The sequence below is a fragment of the Collinsella sp. CLA-ER-H3 genome, from assembly GCF_040092425.1.
GTDB lineage: Bacteria > Actinomycetota > Coriobacteriia > Coriobacteriales > Coriobacteriaceae > Collinsella.
In genome coordinates, this window is record NZ_JBBNLP010000001.1 from 231,191 (window position 1) to 253,698 (window position 22,508).

Below are 22,508 nucleotides of genomic sequence, written 5' to 3' on the forward strand. Positions count from 1 at the left end.
CCCGCAGCCGCCCCATTCCTGCACCCATAGCCCCGCGCCGTCTGGCGCCCAACGAAAGGCATCCCATGTCACTTGCAGCTCAGCAATCGCTTGAATCCCATTACGTTATGCATACCTTTGGCCGCTCTCCGGTCGAGTTTGTCGAGGGTCACGGCATGAAGCTCACCGGCGACGATGGCCGTGAGTACCTCGACTTTCTTGCCGGTATCGGCGTGTGCAGCCTAGGTCATGGCGACCCGGCTGTGCTCTCGGCGCTCGAGGCACAGACCAAAAAGCTCATGCATGTCTCCAATTACTTCTACATTGAGCAGCGCGGACAGGTCGCGGCGCTGCTGTCCAAGCTTGCTAACGACGACGTAGATGGTGCGCGCGTGCTTGCCGATGCCATTGTCGCCGGCGATGAGACCACGGCAGCTGCTCTTGGTGCCCCGGCTGCGGATGAGCAGGTTTGGGAGACCTTCTTTGCCAACTCTGGCGCCGAGGCCAACGAGGGCTCGATGAAGCTCGCGCGCCTGTACGCCAAGCGTGCCGGTAATGGCGGCAACACCATCGTGTGCATGCGCGGCGGCTTCCACGGCCGTACGCTCGAGACCATTGCCGCCACCATGCAGGATTGGCTGCAGGATAGCTTCCGCCCGCTGCCGGGTGGCTTTGTGGCCTGCACGCCCAACGATGTCGATGAACTGCGTGCGATCTTTAAGCAGCTGGGGAGCGAGATTTGTGCCGTGATGCTCGAGCCGATCCAGGGTGAGAGTGGCGTGCACCCCATGACCGAGGAGTTTATGGCGGCAGCGCGCGACCTGGCACACGAAGTGGGCGCCGTGCTTATCGCCGACGAGGTCCAGTGCGGTATCTTCCGCACGGGTAAGCCATTTGCGTTCCAAACCTATGGCGTGGAGCCCGACATCATGAGCCTTGCCAAGGGCATTGCCGACGGCGTGCCCATGGGTGCCGTCGTGGCAAAGAAGGGGATTGCCGACGTGTTTAAGCCGGGCGACCACGGCTCGACCTTTGGCGGTAGCTGCCTGGCCATCACGGCGTGTGCCGCGACGCTCTCCGCGCTCGTGCGCGGCGATTATGCCGACCATGCTGCCAAGGTGGGTGCCTATATGGAGCAGGCGCTGGCTAAACTTCCGCATGTGGTAGAGGTGCGTGGCCGTGGCCTGATGCTCGGCTGCGATTTGGATGATGCCGCGGGCGACGCGCATGATATTGTTGCCCGCGCGCTGGCCGCCGGTGCCGTGATTAACGCTACGGGTGCTCATACGCTGCGTTTCTTGCCGCCGCTCGTCTGCGAGGAAGCCGACGTGGACAGTCTGATCGAGATCCTGTCGGGTGTCTTGGTCTAACGCGGCGCAATAACTCAATTTGGACCGGGTTCCGGACTGCGAGCGTGCCCTATGTGGCATGATTCAGCGGTCTGGAGCCCGTTTTGCCTTAGATTTGCTAAGGCAGGGAGACCCGCTGGTCAAAAAACATTAAATATGAGTACTGCTACCGATTTGGTAGCAGCAATTTTGGACTAATAAGGCCAGATAGCAAGTCGAAATGGCGATGAATGCACGATTGTGATCTAACTGTTAGTCCTTATAATGGACATATGTTGCGTAACTTACGCAAACGCTATCTTTTTATATGTTGCAAGCAAAGTAGCAGTACTCATTTTTGCCATTATTTGGCCACGGCCTTTGTGACAGACGTGCTGGCGGGTTCGAATCCCATGAAATGGGCCCAAACAAAAACGGTCCCCTTTCGAGGACCGTTTCCAACTCAATGGTGGGCGATGAGGGGTGTCGCGTGCGGCTGACGCCGCCCGCTTTCGCTTCGGGCCTACGGCCCTCGCGTGCTGCGCTGGAAAACGCTTCGCGTTTCCTCAGCTCCGCACCCTGGCGGGTCCGAATCCCATGCACCGGGCCCAAACAAAAACGGTCCCCTTGCGAGGACCGTTTCCAATTCGGTGGTGGGCGATGAGGGATTCGAACCCCCAGCCTTGTGCGTGTAAAGCACCTGCGCTAACCGTTGCGCCAATCGCCCGTGCGGAGAGAGTATAGCAAAACAATCGCCTCATTCATCTCATATCCATTAAAGGTAACTGGCGCGTGTCGGCGCGGAGCTGATTCAGTTGAGATTGCCTGAACATTCCGCCCCTCTTTACGCCCTCGGGTATACTCAAAAGCTACTGATTCGATTTGATGCCCAGCAACAGCAGAGGGGATAGTATATGTGCGGTTTTGTTGGTTTTGTCGGTGGGACGGATAACCAATCCGAGGTGCTCACCAAGATGATGGACCGCATCGTCCATCGCGGTCCCGACATGGGCGGTCAGTTTATCGACGGCCGCGTTGCCCTGGGCTTCCGCCGCCTGTCGATCCTCGACCTGACCGAGGCCGGCGCTCAACCCATGGCCAACGAGGACGGCAGCGTCGTCATTGTCTTCAACGGCGAGATCTACAACTTCCAAGAACTCCGTTCCGAGCTCGAGGCCAAGGGCTACAAGTTCCACTGCGGCGCCGACACCGAGAGCCTCCTGCACGGCTACGAGGAGTGGGGCGAGGCCGTCCTCGATCGCCTGCGCGGTATGTACGCCTTCGTCATCTGGGACAAAAAGAAGAACAAGCTTTTTGGCGCCCGCGACATCTTTGGCATCAAGCCGCTTTACTACTATCCCATGGCCGATGCGGGCGACGGCGCTCCGGGCGTGCTCTTTGGTTCCGAGATCAAGAGCTTCCTGGACTACCCGCACTTCCACAAGGCGGTCAACAAAAAGGCTCTGCGTCCGTACATGACGCTGCAGTATTCGGCGACTGAGGAGACCTTCTTCGAGGGTGTCTACAAGCTGCCGCCGGCGCACTACTTTACCGTCGATATCCCGACCGGCAAGATGAACATCGAGCGCTACTGGGATTGCGATTACTCTGCCGTCGAGAAGCCGTTCGAAGAGTATGTCGACGAGCTGGACGAGGTCGTGCACGAGAGCGTCGAGGCCCATCGCATCGCCGATGTCAAGGTCGCGTCGTTCCTCTCCGGTGGCGTCGACTCCAGCTACATCGCCGCTTGCCTTATGCCCGACAAGACCTTCTCGGTGGGCTTTGACTACAAGAATTTCAACGAGACCAACTACGCCAAGGAGCTTTCCGATAAGCTCGGCGTCGAGAACGTTCGCAAGATGATCACCGCCGACGAGTTCTTCGGTGCGCTCGAGGACATCCAGTATCACATGGACGAGCCGCAGTCCAACCTGTCTTCCGTGCCGCTGTGGTTCTTGGCCGAGATGGCCCGCAAGGACGTTACCGTCGTGCTTTCGGGCGAAGGCGCCGACGAACTCTTTGGCGGCTACGCCTACTACGAGGATACGGTCCCGGTGCGTAAGTACAAAAAGATGGTTCCGCTGCCCATCCGTCGCGCGCTCGGTAACCTGGCGCTGCATATGCCGTACTTCAAGGGACATAACTTCCTGGTCAAGGGTGCCGAGATCCCCGAGAAGTCGTTCCTGGGACAGGCTCTGGTATGGCCGGAGCGCGAGGTCGACGGCGTGCTCAAGCCCGAGTACAACACCGGCGACGGCGCCTTCGAGCTTGCCGCTCCCATCTATGCGCGCGTGAAGGGTCAGCCCGAGCTGGTCAAGAAACAGTACCTGGACATGAACATGTGGCTCCCGGGCGACATTCTGCTCAAGGCCGACAAGATGTGCATGGCGCACTCGCTGGAGCTGCGCGTGCCCTTCCTGGACCGCAAAGTCATGGAGTTCGCCGAACACATTCCCGACCGTTACCGCATCAACGAGAACGGCAACAAACAGGTACTCCGCCACGCTGCCAACAAGTCGCTGCCCGATGAGTGGGCCACCCGTCCCAAGGTGGGCTTCCCGGTGCCGATTGTCTACTGGCTGCGCGAGCAAAAGTGGTACGACTATGTCAAGGAGTACTTCACCGCGCCGTGGGCAAGCGAGTTCTTCGATACCGACGAGCTCATGCACCTGCTCGATCTGCACTTTGCGGGCAAGGGCGATTTCCAGCGCAAGATCTATACGCCGCTCGTGTTCCTGGTGTGGTACAAGCGCTTCTTTATCGACGAGGACCAGCCCGCTGTTCAGGCTGCCTAGCCTCGGCTTACGAACGCCTGCGCGTAACGGCTCCTCCGGGAGCCGTTTTTGCGTGGGTGCGTTTCAGTTACTATAAAAACCGTCCCTGCCAAATGGCTGAGAAAGGTGAAAGATGCACCATTCGGATTCCGCGATCGTGACCACGGTCGATGCGCTTGCCAAGCTTCTCGATGTGTGCGGCGAGCTGCGCGCATCGGAGCAGGTTGACGAGCGTGCCGTGACCGGCTGCTCGTTTGATTCGCGCGCGGTCTCGGCAGGTGACGTGTTCTTCTGCAAAGGTGCTGCCTTTAAGCCCGCGTTTTTGCGCATGGCGCTCGATGCGGGCGCCGTCGCATTTGTGTGCGAGGAGTCGCTGGTCGAGTCTCTGGAGCCGCTGGCGCAGGAGAGCGGTGCTGCGATGCTGGTCGTGGACAGCGTTCGCACGGCCATGGCCCTGTTGCCGCCGGAGGTCTACGACCGTCCCGACCACGACGTCAAGATCGTGGGCATCACCGGCACCAAGGGAAAAACCACGGCCGCTTTTATGCTCCAGTCCATCATCAAGGCGGCGGGCGAGTCCTGCGGCATGATCGGCTCGGTGAGTACCGACGATGGCATCGAGTGTTACGAGAGCACCAATACTACGCCCGAGGCCCCCGAGGTCTGGCGCCATATCGCCAACTGCCGCATGTCCGGTCGCCAGTCCATGGTCATGGAGGTCTCGAGCCAGGCGCTCAAGTACCAACGCGTCGAGAATCTGCCGTTTGACGTGGCGTGCTTCCTCAACATCGGCCGCGACCACATCTCGCCGATCGAGCACCCGACCTTCGAGGATTATTTTGAGAGCAAGCTCAGGATCTTTGACCAGGCAAAGACCGCCGTGGTGAATCTGGGCACCGAAGAGGTTGACCGTGTGCTGGAAGCAGCGTCGACGGCCGAGCGCTTGGTGACCGTTGGCGTCGAGCATCCCGAGGCAAGCCTGTGGGCGAGCGACGTACGCATGGTCGGCTTTAGCATCGAGTTCAACTTGCATGGCCTGTGTGCCGACGAATCCGAGGCGGGGGAGAAGATCCTGCTGGGTATCGCGGGCGACTTTAACGTGGAGAACGCGCTGGTCGCTATCGCCGCTGCGCGCGAGATCGGCATCGGTATCGATGCCATCAAGAAGGGCCTCTCCAAACTGCGTGTGCCGGGCCGTATGGAGGTCGTGGAGTCGAAGGACGGCCGCGTGATCTGCGTCGTTGACTATGCGCATAACCAGCTTTCGTTCCGTTCGCTTTTCTCGTCGGTCAAGCGCGCGTTTCCCGCTAGTCCAGTCATTGCGGTGTTTGGCGCTGCCGGCGGCAAGGCGCAGGAGCGCCGCGAGCAGCTTCCGCGCGAGGCCGCACCATATTCCGACCTGATGATCTTTGCCAACGAGGACCCGGCTCACGAGGACCCGATGAAGGTCTGTCGCGAGCTTGCCGAACATGTTCCCGACGATACGCCGAACAAGATCATCCTCGATCGCGAAGCCGCTGTGCATGCGGCGTTCAAGGCGGCGCGCGAGGAGTACGTCAACCCCGATGCCCCCACCATTGTCTTGCTGCTGGCAAAGGGTGACGAGGAGCTCATGCACGTGGGCGACGAGTTTGTGCCCATCGAGAGCGACCTTTCGTTGGCCAATCGCCTGATTGATGTTACCCAGTTTGACTAATGAACCATGATGGCGGCGGCGCCCTGAGTGCGCTGTCGCCATAAGCGTGTTCCCTCAATCAAAACATGCCGTCCAAGTCCAAACCCTTCTACGTAAACGGAGTAACCATGTCCCACAACACCCTGCCGACCGTTGCCGAGCTTTCGGGCGAGATGCGCGAGCGCTTGGCCAAGGTCAAGTACGTCTTTACCGACCTGGATGCCACGATGCTCGCACCCGGCTCGTGCGTGCTGCGCGACAACGACGGCAACCCTTCGACCAAACTCGTCGAGGCCGTCGTGGCGCTCGCTCGCGCTGGTATTCAGGTGGTTCCCACCTCGGGCCGCAACCGTACCATGATCCACGAGGACGCGCGCGTGCTCGGCCTCAACTCCTACATTGGTGAGATGGGCGGTCTGGTTATGTACGACCTCAAAGCCAACGATTGGGAGTATCTGACCGGTGACATGCCTTACGACCCCGTCTGCGGCCTTACTCCGCACCAGGTGATCGAGCAGACCGGCGTGTGCGAGAAGATCCTTGCCCGCTGGCCGCACAAGATCGAGTACCACAACGACATGTCGACCGGCTACAAATACCGTGAGGTCACCGTCGGCATGCGCGGCGATGTGCCCGACGATGAGGTCCAGGCCATCCTGGACGAGGCCGGCTGCGGTCTGATCTGGGCTTGCAACGGTCATCTGACTCACCTGTCCAAGCCGACGACGCTCGAGCTCGATCGCGTCGAGGACGGTCGCGCATTCAACATCAACCCCGCGGGTCTCAACAAGGGCGTTGCCATCGCGCGCTTCTGCGAGCACCTAGGGATCGAGCGCGAGGAGACGCTCGCGCTCGGCGACTCCGAGTCCGACTTCTACATGGCCGATCACGTGGGCACGTTCTGCCTGGTCGAGAATGGCCTGACGAGCGCCGGCGCGCCCGAGTTCCTGGCTGCTTGCGAGAACGCTTTCGTTACGCGCGGCAAAATTGTCGACGGTTGGGCGGCGACGGCAGAGCTGCTGGTCGCGGCGCGTTCGTAGCGCGGCGTCGCCGCACTTGGACATGTCTTTTCGAGAGAGACTGGTGAGGTAATGTCCGATATCGAGAATCCGGCAGGCGACACGCGCCCGATTGGCGTGTTCGATTCTGGTTTGGGCGGTCTGACGGTTGCGCGCGCGATTGCGACGGCGCTGCCGCACGAGTCCGTCTACTACTTTGGCGACACCAAGCGCTGCCCTTACGGCACGCGCACCGAGGATGAGGTGCGCTCGTTTGCGTTGCAGGCGGGTCGTTGGCTTTCGAAGCACGACGTCAAGATTATGGTCATCGCCTGCAACACGGCGACCGCTGCGGCCTTGCGTCTGGCCCAGCAGGTGCTCGACGTTCCCGTGATCGGTGTGATCGCGCCGGGTGCCCGTGCGGCAATCAACAGCACCCGCTCGCGTCGCGTGGGCGTGCTCGCCACCAACCTCACCATTCGCTCGGGCGCCTACACGCGCGCCATTCAGGATCTAGATGCCGGCGTCGATGTATACGGCTGTCCTGCCTCGAGCTTTGTCGAGGTTGTCGAACACGAGCTCGCCTCGGGTGCGCATCTGCAGGAACAGTGGCTTGAGAACGAGGACATCTTCGATACGCCTGCCGTGCGTGCGCTGGTGGGTGCCACGGTTGAGCCGCTGCGCGACCACGGTATCGATACCGTGGTGCTCGGCTGTACGCATTTTCCGCTGTTGGTGGGACCTATCCGCCATGCGCTGGGGCCTGGGGTGCGCGTCGTGAGTTCCGCCGAGGAGACCACACGCGAGCTGACCGATATCCTCACGCGCCGCGAGCAGCTGGCGGGCGACGCCGCCGAGCCGCAGCATCGTTTTGCCACGACGGCCGATAACATTGCCGAGTTTGCGGTGGCGGGCAGCTTTATCTTTGGTCAGCCGCTCAAGAGCATCGAACATATCGATATCGATGAGCTGAAATAGATGTAAGGCAGCCGCCAAAGCCTTCGCCACATCTTTTGCCGAAAGGATATTTCTATGGAGTACATGCAGGTCAACCGCGCCAACGGTCGCGCCGCCAACGAGTTGCGCCCCGTTAAGCTCACCCGTGGCGTCATGAAGCACGCCCACGGCTCGTGTTTGGCCGAGTTCGGCGACACGCGCGTGCTGTGCGCCGCCACTATCGAGGAGGGCGTGCCGGGCTGGCGAAAGGGAGCTAAGGCCGGCTGGGTGACCGCGGAATACGCCATGCTGCCGACGTCGACCGGCAAGCGCTGCAAGCGCGAGCATGCCAACCGCAAGGGTCGCTCCATGGAGATCGAGCGCCTCATTGGCCGCAGCCTGCGTACCGTCGTCAACATGAAGGCGCTCGGCGAGTACACCGTCACCGTCGACTGCGATGTGATTCAGGCCGATGGCGGCACGCGTACAGCGAGCATCACCGGCGCCTGGGTGGCGCTGCACGACGCCCTCGCCATGTGGGTCGAGGCGGGCAAGATCGAACGCATCCCGCTTATCGGCCAGGTGGCTGCCATCTCCATGGGCGTTGTCGACGGCAATACGCTGCTTGACCTCGATTATTCCGAGGACAGCCATGCCGAGGTCGACATGAACCTCGTCGCCACCGAAACCGGTGAGATGATCGAGCTCCAGGGCACCGGCGAGCAGGCGCCCTTCGACCGCAAACGCCTCAACGCCCTGCTCGACCTGGGCGACAAGGGTATCGCCGAGCTCATCGAGCTTCAGCGCCAAGCCATCGCCTAACCTGCCAAATAGGGACAGGTTTATTTTGGTAGGTTTTATCTGCGGAAATGCTGCGTTGAAAGGTCTGATTGCCTGAGAGGGGAGAGGCCAAGTGCCCGAACGCCCCTCACGCAGCTTGCTATAGAGACAAGGAGGCCAGTTATGGCACTTGAGAAGATCGACATCGACACTCTCGACCCGGCTGCAACTATCGTCGTGGCAACCGGCAACGCCCATAAGCTCACCGAGATTGAGGCCATTTTGGGCAAGGTCATGCCCGAGGTACGCTTTGTGGCGCTCGGTCAGCTGGGCGATTTTGAGGACCCCGAGGAAAACGGCACAACGTTTTTGGAGAACGCGATCATCAAGGCGCAGGCTGCCGTCGAAGAGACGGGGCTCATGGCCATTGCCGACGATTCGGGCTTGGTCGTTGATGCCCTGGACGGCGAGCCGGGCGTGTATAGCGCGCGCTATGCGGGCGTGCATGGCGACGATGCCGCCAACAACGCCAAGCTGCTCGTTAACCTGGAAGGCGTGGCAGACGAGGATCGCACCGCGCGTTTTATAAGCGTCGTTGCGCTCATCGACACGGACGGTTTGGTCACCTATGGTGAGGGCGCCTGCGAGGGCGCTATCGCACACGAGGGCCGCGGCGATCACGGCTTTGGCTACGACCCGCTGTTCCTGCCGGTCGACACGCCGGGCAAGACCATGGCCGAGCTGACGGCGGACGAGAAGAACGCCATCAGCCATCGTTTCCACGCGCTCGAGCATCTGTCCGCCAAACTGACGGGCGAGGAGTAGGCCGTGCGCGCGGTGGTGCAGCGCGTACTCAACGCCGGCGTGACGGTCGACGGCGAGTGCGTGGGCAAAATTGGGCGCGGCTATCTAGTGCTGCTGGGCGTGGGCCACGGCGACACGCGCGCCGAGGCTGATAAGCTGTGGGGCAAGCTCCGGGGCTTGCGCATCAACGAGGACGAGAACGGCAAGACCAACTTGGCACTGGCCGATGTCGACGGCGAGGTACTCGTGGTGTCGCAGTTCACGCTATTTGCCGACTGCCGCCACGGCCGCCGCCCATCGTTTACGGATGCCGGCGCCCCCGATGTCGCCAACGAGCTCTACGAGTACTTCTTGACGCTTGTGCGCGAGGACGTTGAGCACGTGGCGCACGGCATCTTTGGCGCCGACATGAAGGTCGACCTGGTCAACGACGGCCCATTCACCATCGTCTTGGACACCGACAACCTTTAGGTTACGCGGTTTTACCAAACCGCGTAACAACTGGTCATGCGAGGTTGTCGTCTGGTACGTATTTGGGACGGGGCTTATTTAGCTACTTGCGTATGGCAACAGCAGGGTGCTATAGTATTAGAGTTTTGTCTATCTTAGGGGTATTATCCCCTTTTTGAATTGCACCTTCTGGAGGCCCTGTTCATGGAAGAGATGGAAGTCAATCACGTCGACGACATCCACGAGAAGCTGACCGATATGGTGGGCGATCGCGTCAAGGTTAAGGCCAACATGGGCCGCACCCGCGTTGTCGAGCGCATGGGCACCATCAAGAGCGTCCACCCCGCCGTCTTCATTGTCGAGGTCGACGAGCGCCGTGGCCGTAAGTCGCGTCAGTCCTACCAGTATATCGATGTCCTCACCGGTCAGGTCGAGCTGTTCGACCCCGAGAGCGGCGAGCACATCTTTACCCCGCTCGGCAATCAGCTCGAGGAGCATTAACGGTGACCGATCGGTCCCTGACTCTTTCCGCGCCGGCAAAGATTAACCTCTACCTGGGGGTTCATACCGAGCGCGATGACCGCGGCTACCACAGGGTCGATTCCCTGATGGCAGCCGTCGGTCTTTCCGATACCGTGACGGTCACGCCGGCGCAGGCGCTGGCCGTTCAGACGGTTCCGGCATCAGATTTTCCCATGCAAAAGAATACGGCGTATCGGGCTGCGGTTGCTATGGCCGAGCATTATGGTCGCGAGGCAAACATCTGCGTGACGATTGAGAAGCGTATTCCATTGTGCGCCGGCTTGGGCGGCCCCTCGACGGATGCGGCCGCGGTCATTGTCGCCTTGGCGGAGCTCTGGGGCATTGATCGCACCGACCCAGCACTCGACGACATCGCGCGCGGCATTGGTGCTGACGTCCCGTTCTTTTTGCACGCGAGCCCTGCGTTCTACGTAGGTGGGGGAGACGTGCTGGCAACTGAGTACCCAGCGCTGCCCGCGACGCCCGTCGTGCTGGTTAAGCCGCGCGAGGCGAGCGTTTCGACAATTGAGGCTTATCGACGTTTTGACGAGGCCCCGGTGCCTGCGGACAAGCCCGGCGCGATGGCTTCTGCCTTGCGTGCTGGTGATGCAGAGACGGCATATGCGCTCATCCATAACAACTTGGGTGTCATTTCCGCACAGATGGAGCCGCAGATTCAAACGGTTCTCGATTGGCTGCGTAAACAGGACGGCACCGTTGCTGTAGATGTGTGCGGATCGGGTGCCTGCTCGTTTGCCATTTGCGACACCGCCGACATGGCCGAAAGGCTTGCCGACGCTGCCCAGCAAAACGGCTGGTGGTCCTGCGCGACGGAGCTCATTCCCAACACGGTTCGCGTCGAAGTGCCAAAGAAGTAAAAATTTCTCTAGCACACGACGGAAATCTTTGTTACTATAGTCGAGCTAACGGGTTGTGGCTCAGTTTGGTAGAGCACTGCGTTCGGGACGCAGGGGTCGCTGGTTCAAATCCAGTCAACCCGACCAGAGCATGAGGAGGGACCGCTTCTTGCGGTCCCTTTTTTTAGCTATTGTTGTGATACCGCGATAGCCGCGGTATACTCATTCGAGCTTGTCTCGCTGTATTGTGGAGGTCTACATGTTTGGACTGAGGGCTCCTGAGCTCATCATTATTCTCGTCGTTGTCCTGATTATCTTCGGGCCCAAGAACCTGCCGAAGCTCGGCAAGTCCCTCGGCTCTACCGTCAAGAATATCCGCGAGGGTATGGAGGGCGACGATAAGGCCGAGACCAAGCAGGCCGAGGAGGTCGTGGTCGAGCAGTCCGAGGAGGACAAGGAGATCGCTGAGCTCGAGGCTAAGCTCGCTGCTGCCAAGAAGAAGCAGGCAGAGGACAGCGACGCGGACGCAGAGTAGTCCCATCCCTTTGGGGTGAGCACCTGACCGGCTTGCCCGCAGGCTAGCCGGTCTTTTTCGTTTTGTTGACAGTTGATTGTTTGATCAGAGTTGGGGAGATATCCGTATGGACGCAAGCCAGATCGTACTGACCGCTGAGGGCCGCCAGAAGCTCGTCGAGGAGCTCGCTTGGCGTGAGGGCGATTACGCCAAGGAGATCGTCGAGGACATCAAGGAAGCCCGCGCGTTCGGCGACCTTTCGGAGAACTCCGAGTACGATGCCGCTAAGGACAAGCAGGCCCAGAACGCCGCTCGTATTGCCGAGATCCAGGCCATCCTCGCCAACGCTCAGGTTGCTGCCACCACGGGCGATCTGACCGTCTCCATCGGTTCCACCGTTTCTCTGATTGATCCCAACGGTGAGGTCATGGAAGTCACGCTCGTCGGTACCACCGAGACCAACTCGCTCGAGCACAAGATTTCCAACGAGTCTCCGGTCGGTCACGCCATCATCGGTCACGGCGAGGGCGACTCCGTCGAGGTCGTTACGCCTTCCGGCAAGACTCGCGTCTACACCATCGCCAAGATCGCACGCTAGACCACGGTCCCGCGTAAAGGTATGTTTTCGCTCCCTGGGACCGAATCCTGGGGAGCGTTTTAGTTTGAGGAGCTAACTTATGGCAGAGAACCAGAACGCCGCCGAACAGGCATCGACGCTCAACGACGAGCGCGCCACCCGCCTGGCCAAGCGCGCCGCCCTGTTCGAGGCGGGCCAGAACCCCTATCCCGAGCACTCTGAGCTTGAGGACTACGTCGCCGATATCGAGGCTAAGTACGCCGAGCTTGCCGATGGCGAGGACACCGAGGACGTCGTGAAGATCGCCGGCCGTGTGGTCGCCAAGCGCGGTCAGGGCAAGATCATGTTCATCGTCGTGCGCGATGCGACTGCCGAGATTCAGCTGTTCTGCCGCATCAACGACATGGACGAGGCTGCCTGGAATACGCTCGAGGCTCTCGACCTGGGCGACATCCTGGGCGTGACCGGCGTGGTCGTGCGCACCCAGCGCGGCCAGCTTTCCGTTGCCCCTAAGAGCGCGACCCTGCTTGCCAAGGCCGTTCGTCCGCTGCCCGAGAAGTTCCACGGTCTTTCCGACAAGGAGACCCGCTATCGCCAGCGCTATGTCGACCTGATCGCCAACGACGACGTTCGCGAGACCTTCCGTAAGCGTTCGCAGATTCTCTCCACCTTCCGTCGCTTTATGGAGTCCGACGGCTACATGGAGGTCGAGACCCCCATCTTGCAGACCATCCAGGGCGGCGCTACTGCTAAGCCGTTCATCACGCACTTCAATGCGCTCGATCAGGAGTGCTACCTGCGTATTGCCACCGAGCTGCACCTCAAGCGCTGCATCGTCGGTGGTTTTGAGCGCGTGTTCGAGATCGGCCGCATCTTCCGTAACGAGGGCATGGACCTTACCCACAACCCCGAGTTCACCACGATGGAGGCCTACCGTGCCTTCTCCGACCTCGAGGGCATGAAGGCGCTCGCCCAGGGTGTCATTAAGGCGGCTAACAAAGCCATCGGCAACCCCGAGGTCATCGAGTACCAGGGCCAGACCATCGACCTTTCTGGTGAGTGGGCCAGCCGTCCCATGACCGACATCGTCTCCGACGTGCTCGGCAAGCAGGTCACCATTGACACGCCGGTCGAGGAGCTTGCTGCCGCCGCGCGCGAGAAGGGCCTGGAGATTAAGCCCGAGTGGACCGCCGGCAAGATTATCGCCGAGATTTACGATGAGCTGGGCGAGGACACCATCGTCAACCCCACGTTCGTGTGCGATTACCCCATCGAGGTCAGCCCGCTTGCCAAGCGTTTTGAGGACGACCCGCGTTTGACCCACCGCTTTGAGCTGGTCATCGCCGGCCACGAGTACGCCAACGCATTCTCTGAGCTCAACGACCCGGTCGACCAGGCCGAGCGCTTTGCCGCCCAGATGGCCGAGAAGGCCGGCGGCGACGATGAGGCCATGGAGTATGACGAGGACTACGTGCGCGCCCTCGAGTACGGTATGCCTCCCGCGGGCGGCATTGGCATCGGCATCGACCGCGTGGTCATGCTGCTCACCAACCAGGCTTCCATCCGCGACGTGCTGCTGTTCCCGCACATGAAGCCCGAGAAGGGTTTCCAGTCCGGTGCCGCTGCCGCCAAGGCTGCCGAGGCCGGCAACGCCGCGAGCCCGTTCGTTGAGTCGCTTAAGCCCACGCTCGATTACTCCAAGATCGCCGTTGAGCCGCTGTTCGAGGAGTTCGTCGACTTCGATACCTTCTCCAAGAGCGATTTCCGCGCTGTGAAGGTCAAGGCATGCGAGGCCGTCAAGAAGTCCAAGAAGCTGCTGAACTTTACGCTCGACGACGGTACCGGTACCGACCGCACCATCCTCTCCGGTATTCACGCTTATTACGAGCCCGAGGACCTGGTCGGCAAGACCTTGCTCGCCATCACCAACCTGCCTCCGCGCAAGATGATGGGTATTCCCAGCTGCGGCATGCTGATCAGCGCTGTCCACGAGGAGGAGGGCGAGGAGCGCCTCAACCTGATCCAGCTCGACGCCTCCATCCCCGCCGGCGCAAAGATGTACTAGGGGGTTACGCGGGTTTACCAACCCGCGTAACCAGTTGACGCTGCAAGCCCGCCAGAGCGGCAATCTGCCTTTCAACTTCGGCGGCATGACCAGAAGGTCAATGCCGCCTCGTTTCAAGGCACCTTGCTCACTCTGGCGGGCTTTCGCTGTCGTTGCCAAAACATTGGCGTTGCCTTGGCCGTCAGGCTGGACGCGGCTCGCTGTCCGTCCTCTACCTGCGGCGTTGCCTTGGTTGGAATGCGGCCCGCTCGCTGGTGTTGCCAAAACATCGATGTAGTCATTGGGGACGTTCTTAAACGACTACCCAACGGCTATTGCGCACATGGCTCGCATGACAGTCGTCTCTTTTATGTTTCCTTTAGCCGTTGCTGCCTAGGATGGGGGTTAGTCGACAGGAAGGGAGCACCGGGATGGACGACGCGAGCGAGCGTGCAATCGAAGAGGACATGCTCGATCAGTTCAACTACTTTGATGATGAGGACGAGGAATTGATCGACCGTCGCGAGCCGGCGGCGCTCGATACTTTCGACCTTATTGATGAAGAGCCCGACGAGGACGAGGTCGGATCAGCGGAGCCCCCACAGCCTTCGCGCCTTGACTCGCTGCTTTCGAGAGCCCCCATGCACCACGGCGTTCGTGCCGGCGCGCTCCATATGAAAACTGACTGGCACCAGATCGTGACGGCAGGCGATGAGCTTGCCGTCGATGCGCCACTCACCGATAAGTCATCCATCATCTGCCGCACCGGCATGCTTATGCTGGCAAGCGGAACAGGTGCCTGGCGCGTGCGCGATACCATGAATCGTGTTGCTGCCGTACTCGGCGTCACGATTCACGTCGACCTGAGTCTTCTGTCGTTTGAGTGCACTTGCATCGAAGATGGCCACTGCTTTAACGAGGTTGTCAGCCTGCCCACAACGGGAGTCAATACCCATCGCATTTGGATGATGGAGAGTTTCCTCAAGGAAATCGAGACCTATGGTCGTCGCTTCACGGTACACGAGTATCACGAGATGCTCAGGACCGTTGAGAGCTCAAAGCCTGATTACTCTCCCTGGCAACAGGGCCTTGCGGCAGCCTGTGCTTGCGGCGCCTTCGTCTTTTTGCTCGGCGGCGGCCCTATCGAGATGGCCTGCGCGTTCGTGGGCGCGGGTGTCGGCAACTTTGCCCGCTCCCATATTCTCAAGCAAGGCCTTGGTCAGTTCAGCGCGCTGACGACCGGCGTTGCGCTCGCTTGCGTTTCGTATCTGCTGGCATTGCTCGGCCTTGGCCAGGTCATACCGGGGGCAATGTCGCACCAAGAAGGCTATATCGGCGCCATGCTCTTTGTGATTCCCGGCTTTCCACTCATTACGGCAGGCCTCGACATCGCTAAGCTCGACATGCGAAGCGGTATCGAGCGCCTTTCATATGCCGTATCGATTATTGTGATGGCGACCCTCGTAGGTTGGATGGTTGCCGAGTGTGTTGGCCTGGCGCCGGACGACTTTGCCCCACTGGGCCTTTCGCCGCTTGCCCTTACGCTCCTGCGCGTGGTGATGAGCTTCGTTGGCGTATTCGGCTTCTCGGTGATGTTCAACAGCCCGGTAAAGATGGCCGCGGCAGCTGGGTTGATCGGCGCCGTGTCCAATACCCTGCGTCTGACCCTTGTCGATGCGCCGACGATGATTCCCTTCCTGGGCCTCAGCACGGGAATGCCTCCCGAGGCAGCAGCGTTTATCGGCGCGCTGGTATCGGGGCTGCTCGCAAGCTTGGCTGAAGTCAAGCTCACCTACCCGCGCATCGCCCTCACGGTGCCTTCGATTGTCATTATGGTGCCGGGCTTGTATCTGTATCGCTCGATGTATTACATGTGCACCTTCGACACGGTCAATATGCTCGGCTGGTTTGTGCGCGCAGTGCTCATCGTAGCGTTTCTGCCCGTTGGACTGGGTGTGGCGCGTACGCTCACCGACCCTCGCTGGCGCCACACCAGCTAATTGGTACAAGGGGGACAGGTTACTTTGCACCAAATGAGTTGCGGTGAAATAGGGACTGAATTGTTGCTTAAAGGGTCAAAACAGTCCGTATTCCACCGCAACTTATGGGGTCGGGGGTTTTGGTGCCCTGCATCTCCACAAACTCAACGCTTACGAAGCGCGCGCCGTTCGTGTTAGGGTAGTTCCACCACATAAGTAGTCGCAGACGCGCGTAACACGGGCGGGCGAGATGAAGTCCCAACAGCTCCATCTTGCCCGCCCGTTTTTGTTGCGTGGCGCCGCGGTACAACACAGAGAGGAATCTGCCCTTTATGCCTATCAACAAACGAGAGAGCCTGCTGTTCACCTTTATCATGTGCTTTTGCATGGTGCTCTGGATGAGCATCTACAACGTTGCCCTGCAGCACGGGGCCATCAACGGCGAGGTCGTTGCCACTGCGTGGCTCGGCTTCCCCGTTGCCTACATTTTTGCCATGTGCTGCGACTGGTTCGTCGCCAGCCCGCTCGCCAAGGGTTTCGCCTTTAAGTACTTGGTCACGCCGGGCAAGAGCTCGCCACTTGCCATGACGCTCGCCGTCAGCTCCTGCATGGTCGTTCCCATGGTCATCATCATGTCGCTGTACGGTGCCTGTGAGGGTCTGACGCACATGCCCGGCGGCATCCTTGCGAACCTGTATTCCGTGCCCGCGATCTGGATGATCAACATCCCGCATAATTTTGTGATGGCGCTGCCGTGGAACCTTTTGGTAGCCGGTCCGATTTCCCGCTTCGTCTTCCGTCGCGCCTTCCCTGTGGGGACGGTTTTCGAGGAGGAGCATGCCGAGCTCTTGGAGCAGGTTATGGCTCCTGAGTGCGAGTAGCTCGCTTAGGGATCTGCTGAGCGCGGGCGACTTGCTTGGTTGGAGCCCTAAGCGTGGATAGCTCTCTCGGCGACATCGCGGGCGTGAGCGGTGCGCATGACCGGAGGGCCCGTGCTGCTCCGTTGCCCGACGTGCTAGCGCGCAGAACAATCTGTTGGTGCATTCGGCGGCTGCTGAAGCGTTTCGGCAGCCGCTTTTTATACGGAGTTTAAATACAACAGTCTGTTGTATTACGTAGAGTGGTATATCTCTAGCGGGAAAAATGCGAGAGACGGAGCATTATGGCGTTGCTAGTAGGACTGGACGTAGGGTCGACGACGACCAAAGTTTACGCGATGCACGAGGATATGACCGAGGCGTGGTGGGGATATCGCCGCCACGGGGCGTGTCAGACAGCGAGCGTGCGTGCCATGCTCGGCGAGCTCGCCGAGCGCTTTCCCCATGAGTCGCTGCGCGTTGCGGTGACCGGCTCGGGTGCGCGCGATATCGCGACCGCGCTGGGCGCCTCGTACGTTCAGGAGGTGGTCGCCAACGCGCTCGCGATCAGCAGGTTCTATCCGCAGACGCGCTGCGCCATCGAGCTGGGCGGCCAAGACGCCAAGATGATCTTCTTCCGCACCAACGATAAGGGAGACATCGAGGTTGCCGACATGCGCATGAACGGCTCGTGCGCAGGCGGTACCGGTGCATTTATCGACGAGATGGCAAAGCTCATGGGGGTCGGCACCGAATCGGGCGAGTTCGAGCAGCTCGCAAGCCGGGGAACGACCGTCCACGAGGTCTCGGGCCGCTGCGGCGTGTACGCAAAGACCGATATCCAGCCGCTGCTCAACGAGGGCATTCCTGCCACCGACCTGGCGCTTTCGGCGCTTCACGCGGTCGCCCGCCAAACGATCGGCGGTCTGGCCCAGGGTATCGACATCGAGCCGCCGGTAATCTTCGAGGGCGGTACGCTCGCCTACAACCCCACACTGGTCCGCGTGTTCCGGGAGCAACTGAATCTATCGGACGATCAGGTTATCGTCCCGCGCGATCCGCAGATCATGGTCGCGCGCGGTGCCGCCCTGTCGCTGACCGACATGTTCGCATCGTCCCAACCGATCGACCTTCCCGACGCTTTTGTCCGGCTGGATAAGCTCGAGACGGTCGCGCCCGCAAGCGGGGAGGGACGTCTTGCCCAGCCCTTTTTTGCCACACCTGCCGAGCAGGCGGATTTTACGGCACGCCATGGCAAAGAGACGCCGGCAAAGGGTCCGGATGCGTATGCGCCCGGAGAGACGGTGCGTGTGGCGCTCGGTATCGATTCGGGGAGCACGACGACCAAGTTCGCCCTGGTCGATGAGGCGGGTGAGCTTGTCGATTCGTTCTACGCGTCTAATAACGGCAGACCGCTCGACGTCGCCCAACAGGGTCTTGTCAGCTTGAAGAACCGCTGGGAGACAGCGGGAGTCACGCTTGCGATCGATGCCGTGGGCACCACGGGATACGGCGAGGAGCTTTTCGCGCGCGCGTTCCACGCCGACTACCATACGGTCGAGACGGTCGCGCACGCCCGCGCCGCGTGCGCATGCGTTCCCGATGCGACCTTCGTGCTCGACATCGGCGGACAGGATATGAAGGCCATCTGGCTCAACCACGGCGTGCTGACCGATATCGTCGTCAACGAGGCGTGCTCTGCGGGCTGCGGCTCGTTCCTCGAGGGTTTTGCCAAAAACCTCGGAATAGCCGTTGAGGATATCGCGACCGAGGCATTTTCGTCCAAAGCCCCCGCCGTTCTCGGCAGCCGCTGCACGGTGTTCATGAACAGCAGCGTCGTTTCCGAGCAGCGGCGCGGTAAGGGTCCGGGCGACATCATGGCCGGTCTCTGCCGTTCGATTATCGAGAACGTGTTCACCAAGGTCATTCGCGTTTCAAATCTCAACCGTCTGGGCGACAAAGTCGTCGTCCAGGGCGGCACGTTCCGAAACGACGCGGTGCTGCGCGCATTCGAGCAGTATCTGGGCAAACCCGTCACGCGTGCGCCCCACCCGGGGCTGATGGGCGCTATCGGTATCGCCCTGCTCGCGCGCGAGGAATGCCGCAAGGGCGACGCCGGCACGTCGTTTATCGGGCTCGATGCCGTGGAGCGCTTCGAGCATCGCGAGTTCGGCGGCGTTACCTGCCGTCGGTGCAACAACCGCTGCCAGCGCGCGGTCGTGGCATTTGGCGACGGCTCGCTTTACGTCACGGGCAATCGCTGCCCGCGCGGCGGCGCCATCTCATGGGATGAGCTCGTGCGCGAGGTTCCCGCGGCGGAGGAGCTGCGTCCGCAGGGTGCTTGCGAGGCACAGGCACCCGGCACGGGGCGCGACCGGACCGCGGCTGCCCCCAATCTCTTTGTCGACCGCGAGAAGCTGCTGTTCGAGTCGTACCCCACGGTTCCCGTCTGCGGGGGGCGCGATGTCACGATCGGCATTCCCCGTGTGCTCGAGTTCTGGGACACCATGCCGTTCTGGTCGACGTTCTTCAGCACGCTCGGCTTTAAGGTGCGCGTCTCGGGACGCAGCACCAAGGCGATGTACGAGCGCGGTCTGGCGCACGTCACATCCGACACCGTGTGCTTCCCGGCCAAGCTCGTCCACGGGCACATCCGCAATCTCGTCGACGCCGGCGTCGACCGCATCTTCATGCCCATCATCACGACGGTGCCCACCGAAAACACCGCCTCTACCAGCGAGTGGATGTGCGCCGTCGTAAAGGGATACCCCTACGTGATGCGCAATTCCGATAACCCGGAGGAGCGTTTCGGCGTTCCGTTCGATACGCCGCTGTTCCACTGGTACGACGAGGGCGACCGAAACCGCCAGCTCAAGGCGTGGTGCAAGGAGACCTTCGATATCGATGCCGACCTGGTTGCCAAGGCGACCGAGCAGGCGGACCGCGCGCAGGAGACGTTTGAGAACCAGCTGCAGCTGCGCGGCAGGCAGGTGCTCGAGAACGTGCGCGAGGACGGCGGCTACGCGGTGGTGATCGCTTCGCGCCCGTACCACAACGACCCGCTGGTCAACCACGGGCTGCCCAAGCTCTTCTCTGAGCGCGGCATCCCCGTGCTGACGCCCGATGCGGTGCCGGGGGTCTGCAACGTCGATCTTTCCAACAGCCGCATCGACATCGTGAACAACTACCATGCGCGCATGCTGTCGTGCGCGGTCATCGTCGCATCGACGCCCGAGCTCGAGCTCGTGCAGATGGGCAGCTTCGGCTGCGGCCACGATGCGTATCTCACCGACGAGATCGCGCGCATGATGGGCGAGATGGGCTCCAAGGTTCCGATGATGATCAAGCTCGATGAGAGCGACGTCGCCGGTCCCATGGGCATTCGCGTGCGTTCGTTTATCGAGTCGGTCAACCGTCGTCGCGCGGAGGAGCGTGCCGAGGGCGCCCGGGTGCACGCGGTCCATCCGCTCGACGACCCGTATAAGGTCAAGTACACCAAGCGCGACCGGCACGACAAGATCGCGCTGGTCCCCAACACCTCCCATGCGTTCTGCAGGCTCATGACCGCGGCGATGCGCAATCAGGGCGTGCGCGCCGAGGCCCTTGATATCGGGCGCGAGGATGCCATCCGCCTGGGCAAACGCTATGTGCACAACGACATCTGCTTCCCCGCGCAAATCGTGATCGGCGAGGCGCTCGCGGCACTCAAGAGCGGTAAGTACGACCCGCACGACGTCGCCGTGGTGACTGGCAAGTATATCGGCGACTGCCGCCTGACGCACTACATGCCCCTGCTGCGCCGCGCGCTCGACGACGCGGGATACGACTATGTCCCGGTGCTCACCAACGACGACGTCGATGCCCACAATGCGCATCCGGGCTTCAAGCTCGGCCTTGGCCCGAGCATCCAGATCGCCTACGGTCTTCCCATGATCGATGCCCTCGAGGCCATGCTTAGGCGCATCCGTCCCTATGAGCTCGAGAAGGGCGCGGCGGACGCTGCGTTCGACCGCGCGCTCGATGAGGTTATCGAGGGCATGGAGCGCTCGGGGCTGAGAGGCCAGGCGACGGGCTTCAAACGCGCGCTTGCGATCATGGACGCCGTTCCGTACGACCGCTCGAACCCGCATCCGACCGTTCTCATCGTGGGCGAGTACCTGCTCAATTTCCATCTCGGCGCCAACCACGAGATCGAGCGCTACCTCGAGGACAACGGGCTCGAGGTCATCGAGGCGCGCATGACCGACGTGATCCGCAAGACCTATTTCTACAAGCATGCGCAGTCGCGCGAGTTCCACGTCGACCTGTCGCTGCCCGAAAAGGCCTGGTACGCCACGGCGGACAACCTGTTCGAGCTCGCGCACGACCGTTGCGACCGCCTGGGCGCGGCGAGCCCGCTCTACGAGCCGCCGACGCGCATGCCCGAGCTCGTGCGCGCGAGCGATAAGATCCTGCACCATACGTTCGATGCGGGCGAGGGCGTGCTGATTCCGGCGGAGATCCTCGAGCACGCCAAGCGCGGCTGCCGCAACTTCGTGATCCTGCAGCCGTTCGGGTGTCTGCCCAACCATGTCGTGGGGCGCGGGCTCATCCATGCGCTCAAGGAGCAGTATCCCACGGCGCAGTTCCTGCCGCTCGACTACGATCCCGACGTGAGCTTCGCCAACGTGGAGAACCGTCTTCAGATGCTCATCATGAACGCCAAGGCGCAGGGGTGCGGTGAGGCGCATGGCGAGACCGCGTAAGGACGCCGATGCGCCCGATGCACGCACCCGTATCATCGAGGCGTTTTGGGAGCTCATCGAGAACAACAGCATCTTCGAGCTGTCGGTTGGCGAGGTGACCCGCGCCGCCCAGTGCAATCGCGGAACGTTTTACTACTATTTTCACGATTTCGATGAACTCGTCGCCATCGCCATAGCCCAGCTGCTGCAGGATAACGAGCTCATCACCGATGCCCTCTGGCATTTTTCGAGCGAGGGCGACCTTTCGGCGTTCGACCGGCGCGACGTCCGCTGCCTGCTGCGGCGCATCGTCATCACCATGAGGGCGGGTGCCGCCGAGCAGGTCGAGCAGGGCATCCATACGATCATCATCGACCGCGTGAGAGAGATCGTCCACCCCGACGGAGAAGAGCTCAAGGCAGATTCGAGCTTTGCGGTGGGCTTTCTGGTCTCGGGCATCATGGGCTTTGTGATGGCGGTCGGCTTTGCCCGGGAGGGCGGCGAGGAGATAGACCTCGAGCAGCTGGGGGACAGCGCGTGCGCGTACCTGAGGGCGGTCGCCATGCAGACGGTTGAAACGGTCGCGCAAGTCGAGGGCGTCGATACATCCGAGCTGCTCGAACGCGTCTCCAAGGAGGCCGATGCCTATCGCGCATCGCGCGCGACGAGTCCCGACGTGGTGAAAGACGTCTAGGGTTTCTCTTGCGGGG

The 22,508-nt window shown here is 61.2% G+C and carries 17 protein-coding genes and 2 tRNA genes; 18 read left to right on the forward strand and 1 reads right to left on the reverse strand.

The features are described 5' to 3' along the window. Positions 1 to 65 precede the first annotated feature (65 nt). Positions 66 to 1,349 (forward strand): aminotransferase class III-fold pyridoxal phosphate-dependent enzyme, encoded by a 1,284-nt coding sequence (locus tag AAAX32_RS01045; protein ID WP_343001554.1) that lies wholly within the window; start codon positions 66 to 68, stop codon positions 1,347 to 1,349. 609 nt (positions 1,350 to 1,958) lie between these two features. Here AAAX32_RS01045 and AAAX32_RS01050 read toward each other — a convergent pair. Then, positions 1,959 to 2,034: transfer RNA gene (locus tag AAAX32_RS01050), tRNA-Val, on the reverse strand. 187 nt (positions 2,035 to 2,221) lie between these two features. Here AAAX32_RS01050 and asnB point away from each other — a divergent pair. The 17 genes from asnB to AAAX32_RS01135 all read left to right on the forward strand — a co-directional run bounded on the left by asnB (position 2,222) and on the right by AAAX32_RS01135 (position 22,492). Next, positions 2,222 to 4,102: an asparagine synthase (glutamine-hydrolyzing) gene (asnB, locus tag AAAX32_RS01055; RefSeq protein ID WP_117563808.1), complete on the forward strand. Its 1,881-nt coding sequence runs from the start codon at positions 2,222 to 2,224 to the stop codon at positions 4,100 to 4,102. A gap of 112 nt (positions 4,103 to 4,214) precedes the next feature. Further along, on the forward strand, positions 4,215 to 5,777 hold the full coding sequence (locus tag AAAX32_RS01060) for a UDP-N-acetylmuramoyl-L-alanyl-D-glutamate--2,6-diaminopimelate ligase (protein WP_349099680.1): 1,563 nt from the start codon (positions 4,215 to 4,217) through the stop codon (positions 5,775 to 5,777). 107 nt (positions 5,778 to 5,884) lie between these two features. Further along, positions 5,885 to 6,796, forward strand: coding sequence for an HAD-IIB family hydrolase (locus tag AAAX32_RS01065; RefSeq protein WP_349099682.1), 912 nt, complete (start codon positions 5,885 to 5,887; stop codon positions 6,794 to 6,796). Between the two features lie 51 nt (positions 6,797 to 6,847). Beyond that, a complete protein-coding gene (gene murI / locus AAAX32_RS01070) occupies positions 6,848 to 7,732 on the forward strand; it encodes a glutamate racemase (RefSeq protein ID WP_117745775.1) in 885 nt (294 codons plus the stop codon). Between the two features lie 54 nt (positions 7,733 to 7,786). Beyond that, entirely contained in the window at positions 7,787 to 8,512 is a 726-nt protein-coding gene (gene rph, locus AAAX32_RS01075) for a ribonuclease PH (RefSeq protein WP_138339579.1), read from the forward strand. A 141-nt stretch (positions 8,513 to 8,653) separates the two neighbouring features. Beyond that, positions 8,654 to 9,295, forward strand: coding sequence for an RdgB/HAM1 family non-canonical purine NTP pyrophosphatase (rdgB, locus tag AAAX32_RS01080; protein WP_138339580.1), 642 nt, complete (start codon positions 8,654 to 8,656; stop codon positions 9,293 to 9,295). A 3-nt stretch (positions 9,296 to 9,298) separates the two neighbouring features. Then, the gene (gene dtd / locus AAAX32_RS01085; RefSeq protein ID WP_138339581.1) at positions 9,299 to 9,745 is read left to right on the forward strand and encodes a D-aminoacyl-tRNA deacylase; all 447 of its coding nucleotides are present in this window, start codon (positions 9,299 to 9,301) and stop codon (positions 9,743 to 9,745) included. 183 nt (positions 9,746 to 9,928) lie between these two features. Beyond that, positions 9,929 to 10,225, forward strand: coding sequence for a Veg family protein (locus AAAX32_RS01090; protein WP_006234957.1), 297 nt, complete (start codon positions 9,929 to 9,931; stop codon positions 10,223 to 10,225). Between the two features lie 2 nt (positions 10,226 to 10,227). Further along, a complete protein-coding gene (gene ispE / locus AAAX32_RS01095) occupies positions 10,228 to 11,124 on the forward strand; it encodes a 4-(cytidine 5'-diphospho)-2-C-methyl-D-erythritol kinase (RefSeq protein ID WP_249934338.1) in 897 nt (298 codons plus the stop codon). Positions 11,125 to 11,173: 49 nt separating this feature from the next. Then, positions 11,174 to 11,250 (forward strand) — tRNA-Pro (locus AAAX32_RS01100). Between the two features lie 112 nt (positions 11,251 to 11,362). After that, entirely contained in the window at positions 11,363 to 11,638 is a 276-nt protein-coding gene (gene tatA, locus AAAX32_RS01105; RefSeq protein ID WP_022094895.1) for a twin-arginine translocase TatA/TatE family subunit, read from the forward strand. A 106-nt stretch (positions 11,639 to 11,744) separates the two neighbouring features. Next, positions 11,745 to 12,215: a transcription elongation factor GreA gene (gene greA / locus AAAX32_RS01110; protein ID WP_006234960.1), complete on the forward strand. Its 471-nt coding sequence runs from the start codon at positions 11,745 to 11,747 to the stop codon at positions 12,213 to 12,215. Positions 12,216 to 12,294: 79 nt separating this feature from the next. Further along, positions 12,295 to 14,259, forward strand: coding sequence for a lysine--tRNA ligase (lysS, locus tag AAAX32_RS01115; protein WP_225093849.1), 1,965 nt, complete (start codon positions 12,295 to 12,297; stop codon positions 14,257 to 14,259). Between the two features lie 410 nt (positions 14,260 to 14,669). Continuing rightward, positions 14,670 to 16,238 carry a threonine/serine exporter family protein gene (locus AAAX32_RS01120; protein WP_225093848.1) on the forward strand — a complete coding sequence of 523 codons (1,569 nt, stop codon included), beginning with the start codon at positions 14,670 to 14,672 and terminating at the stop codon, positions 16,236 to 16,238. Positions 16,239 to 16,549: 311 nt separating this feature from the next. Continuing rightward, a complete protein-coding gene (locus tag AAAX32_RS01125) occupies positions 16,550 to 17,098 on the forward strand; it encodes a DUF2798 domain-containing protein (protein WP_349099686.1) in 549 nt (182 codons plus the stop codon). Between the two features lie 281 nt (positions 17,099 to 17,379). Beyond that, the gene (locus tag AAAX32_RS01130; RefSeq protein WP_117876645.1) at positions 17,380 to 21,819 is read left to right on the forward strand and encodes an acyl-CoA dehydratase activase; all 4,440 of its coding nucleotides are present in this window, start codon (positions 17,380 to 17,382) and stop codon (positions 21,817 to 21,819) included. Continuing rightward, positions 21,803 to 22,492, forward strand: coding sequence for a TetR/AcrR family transcriptional regulator (locus AAAX32_RS01135; RefSeq protein ID WP_117848032.1), 690 nt, complete (start codon positions 21,803 to 21,805; stop codon positions 22,490 to 22,492). The genes AAAX32_RS01130 and AAAX32_RS01135 overlap by 17 nt, the downstream gene beginning before the upstream one ends. The last annotated feature ends 16 nt before the right edge of the window (positions 22,493 to 22,508 follow it).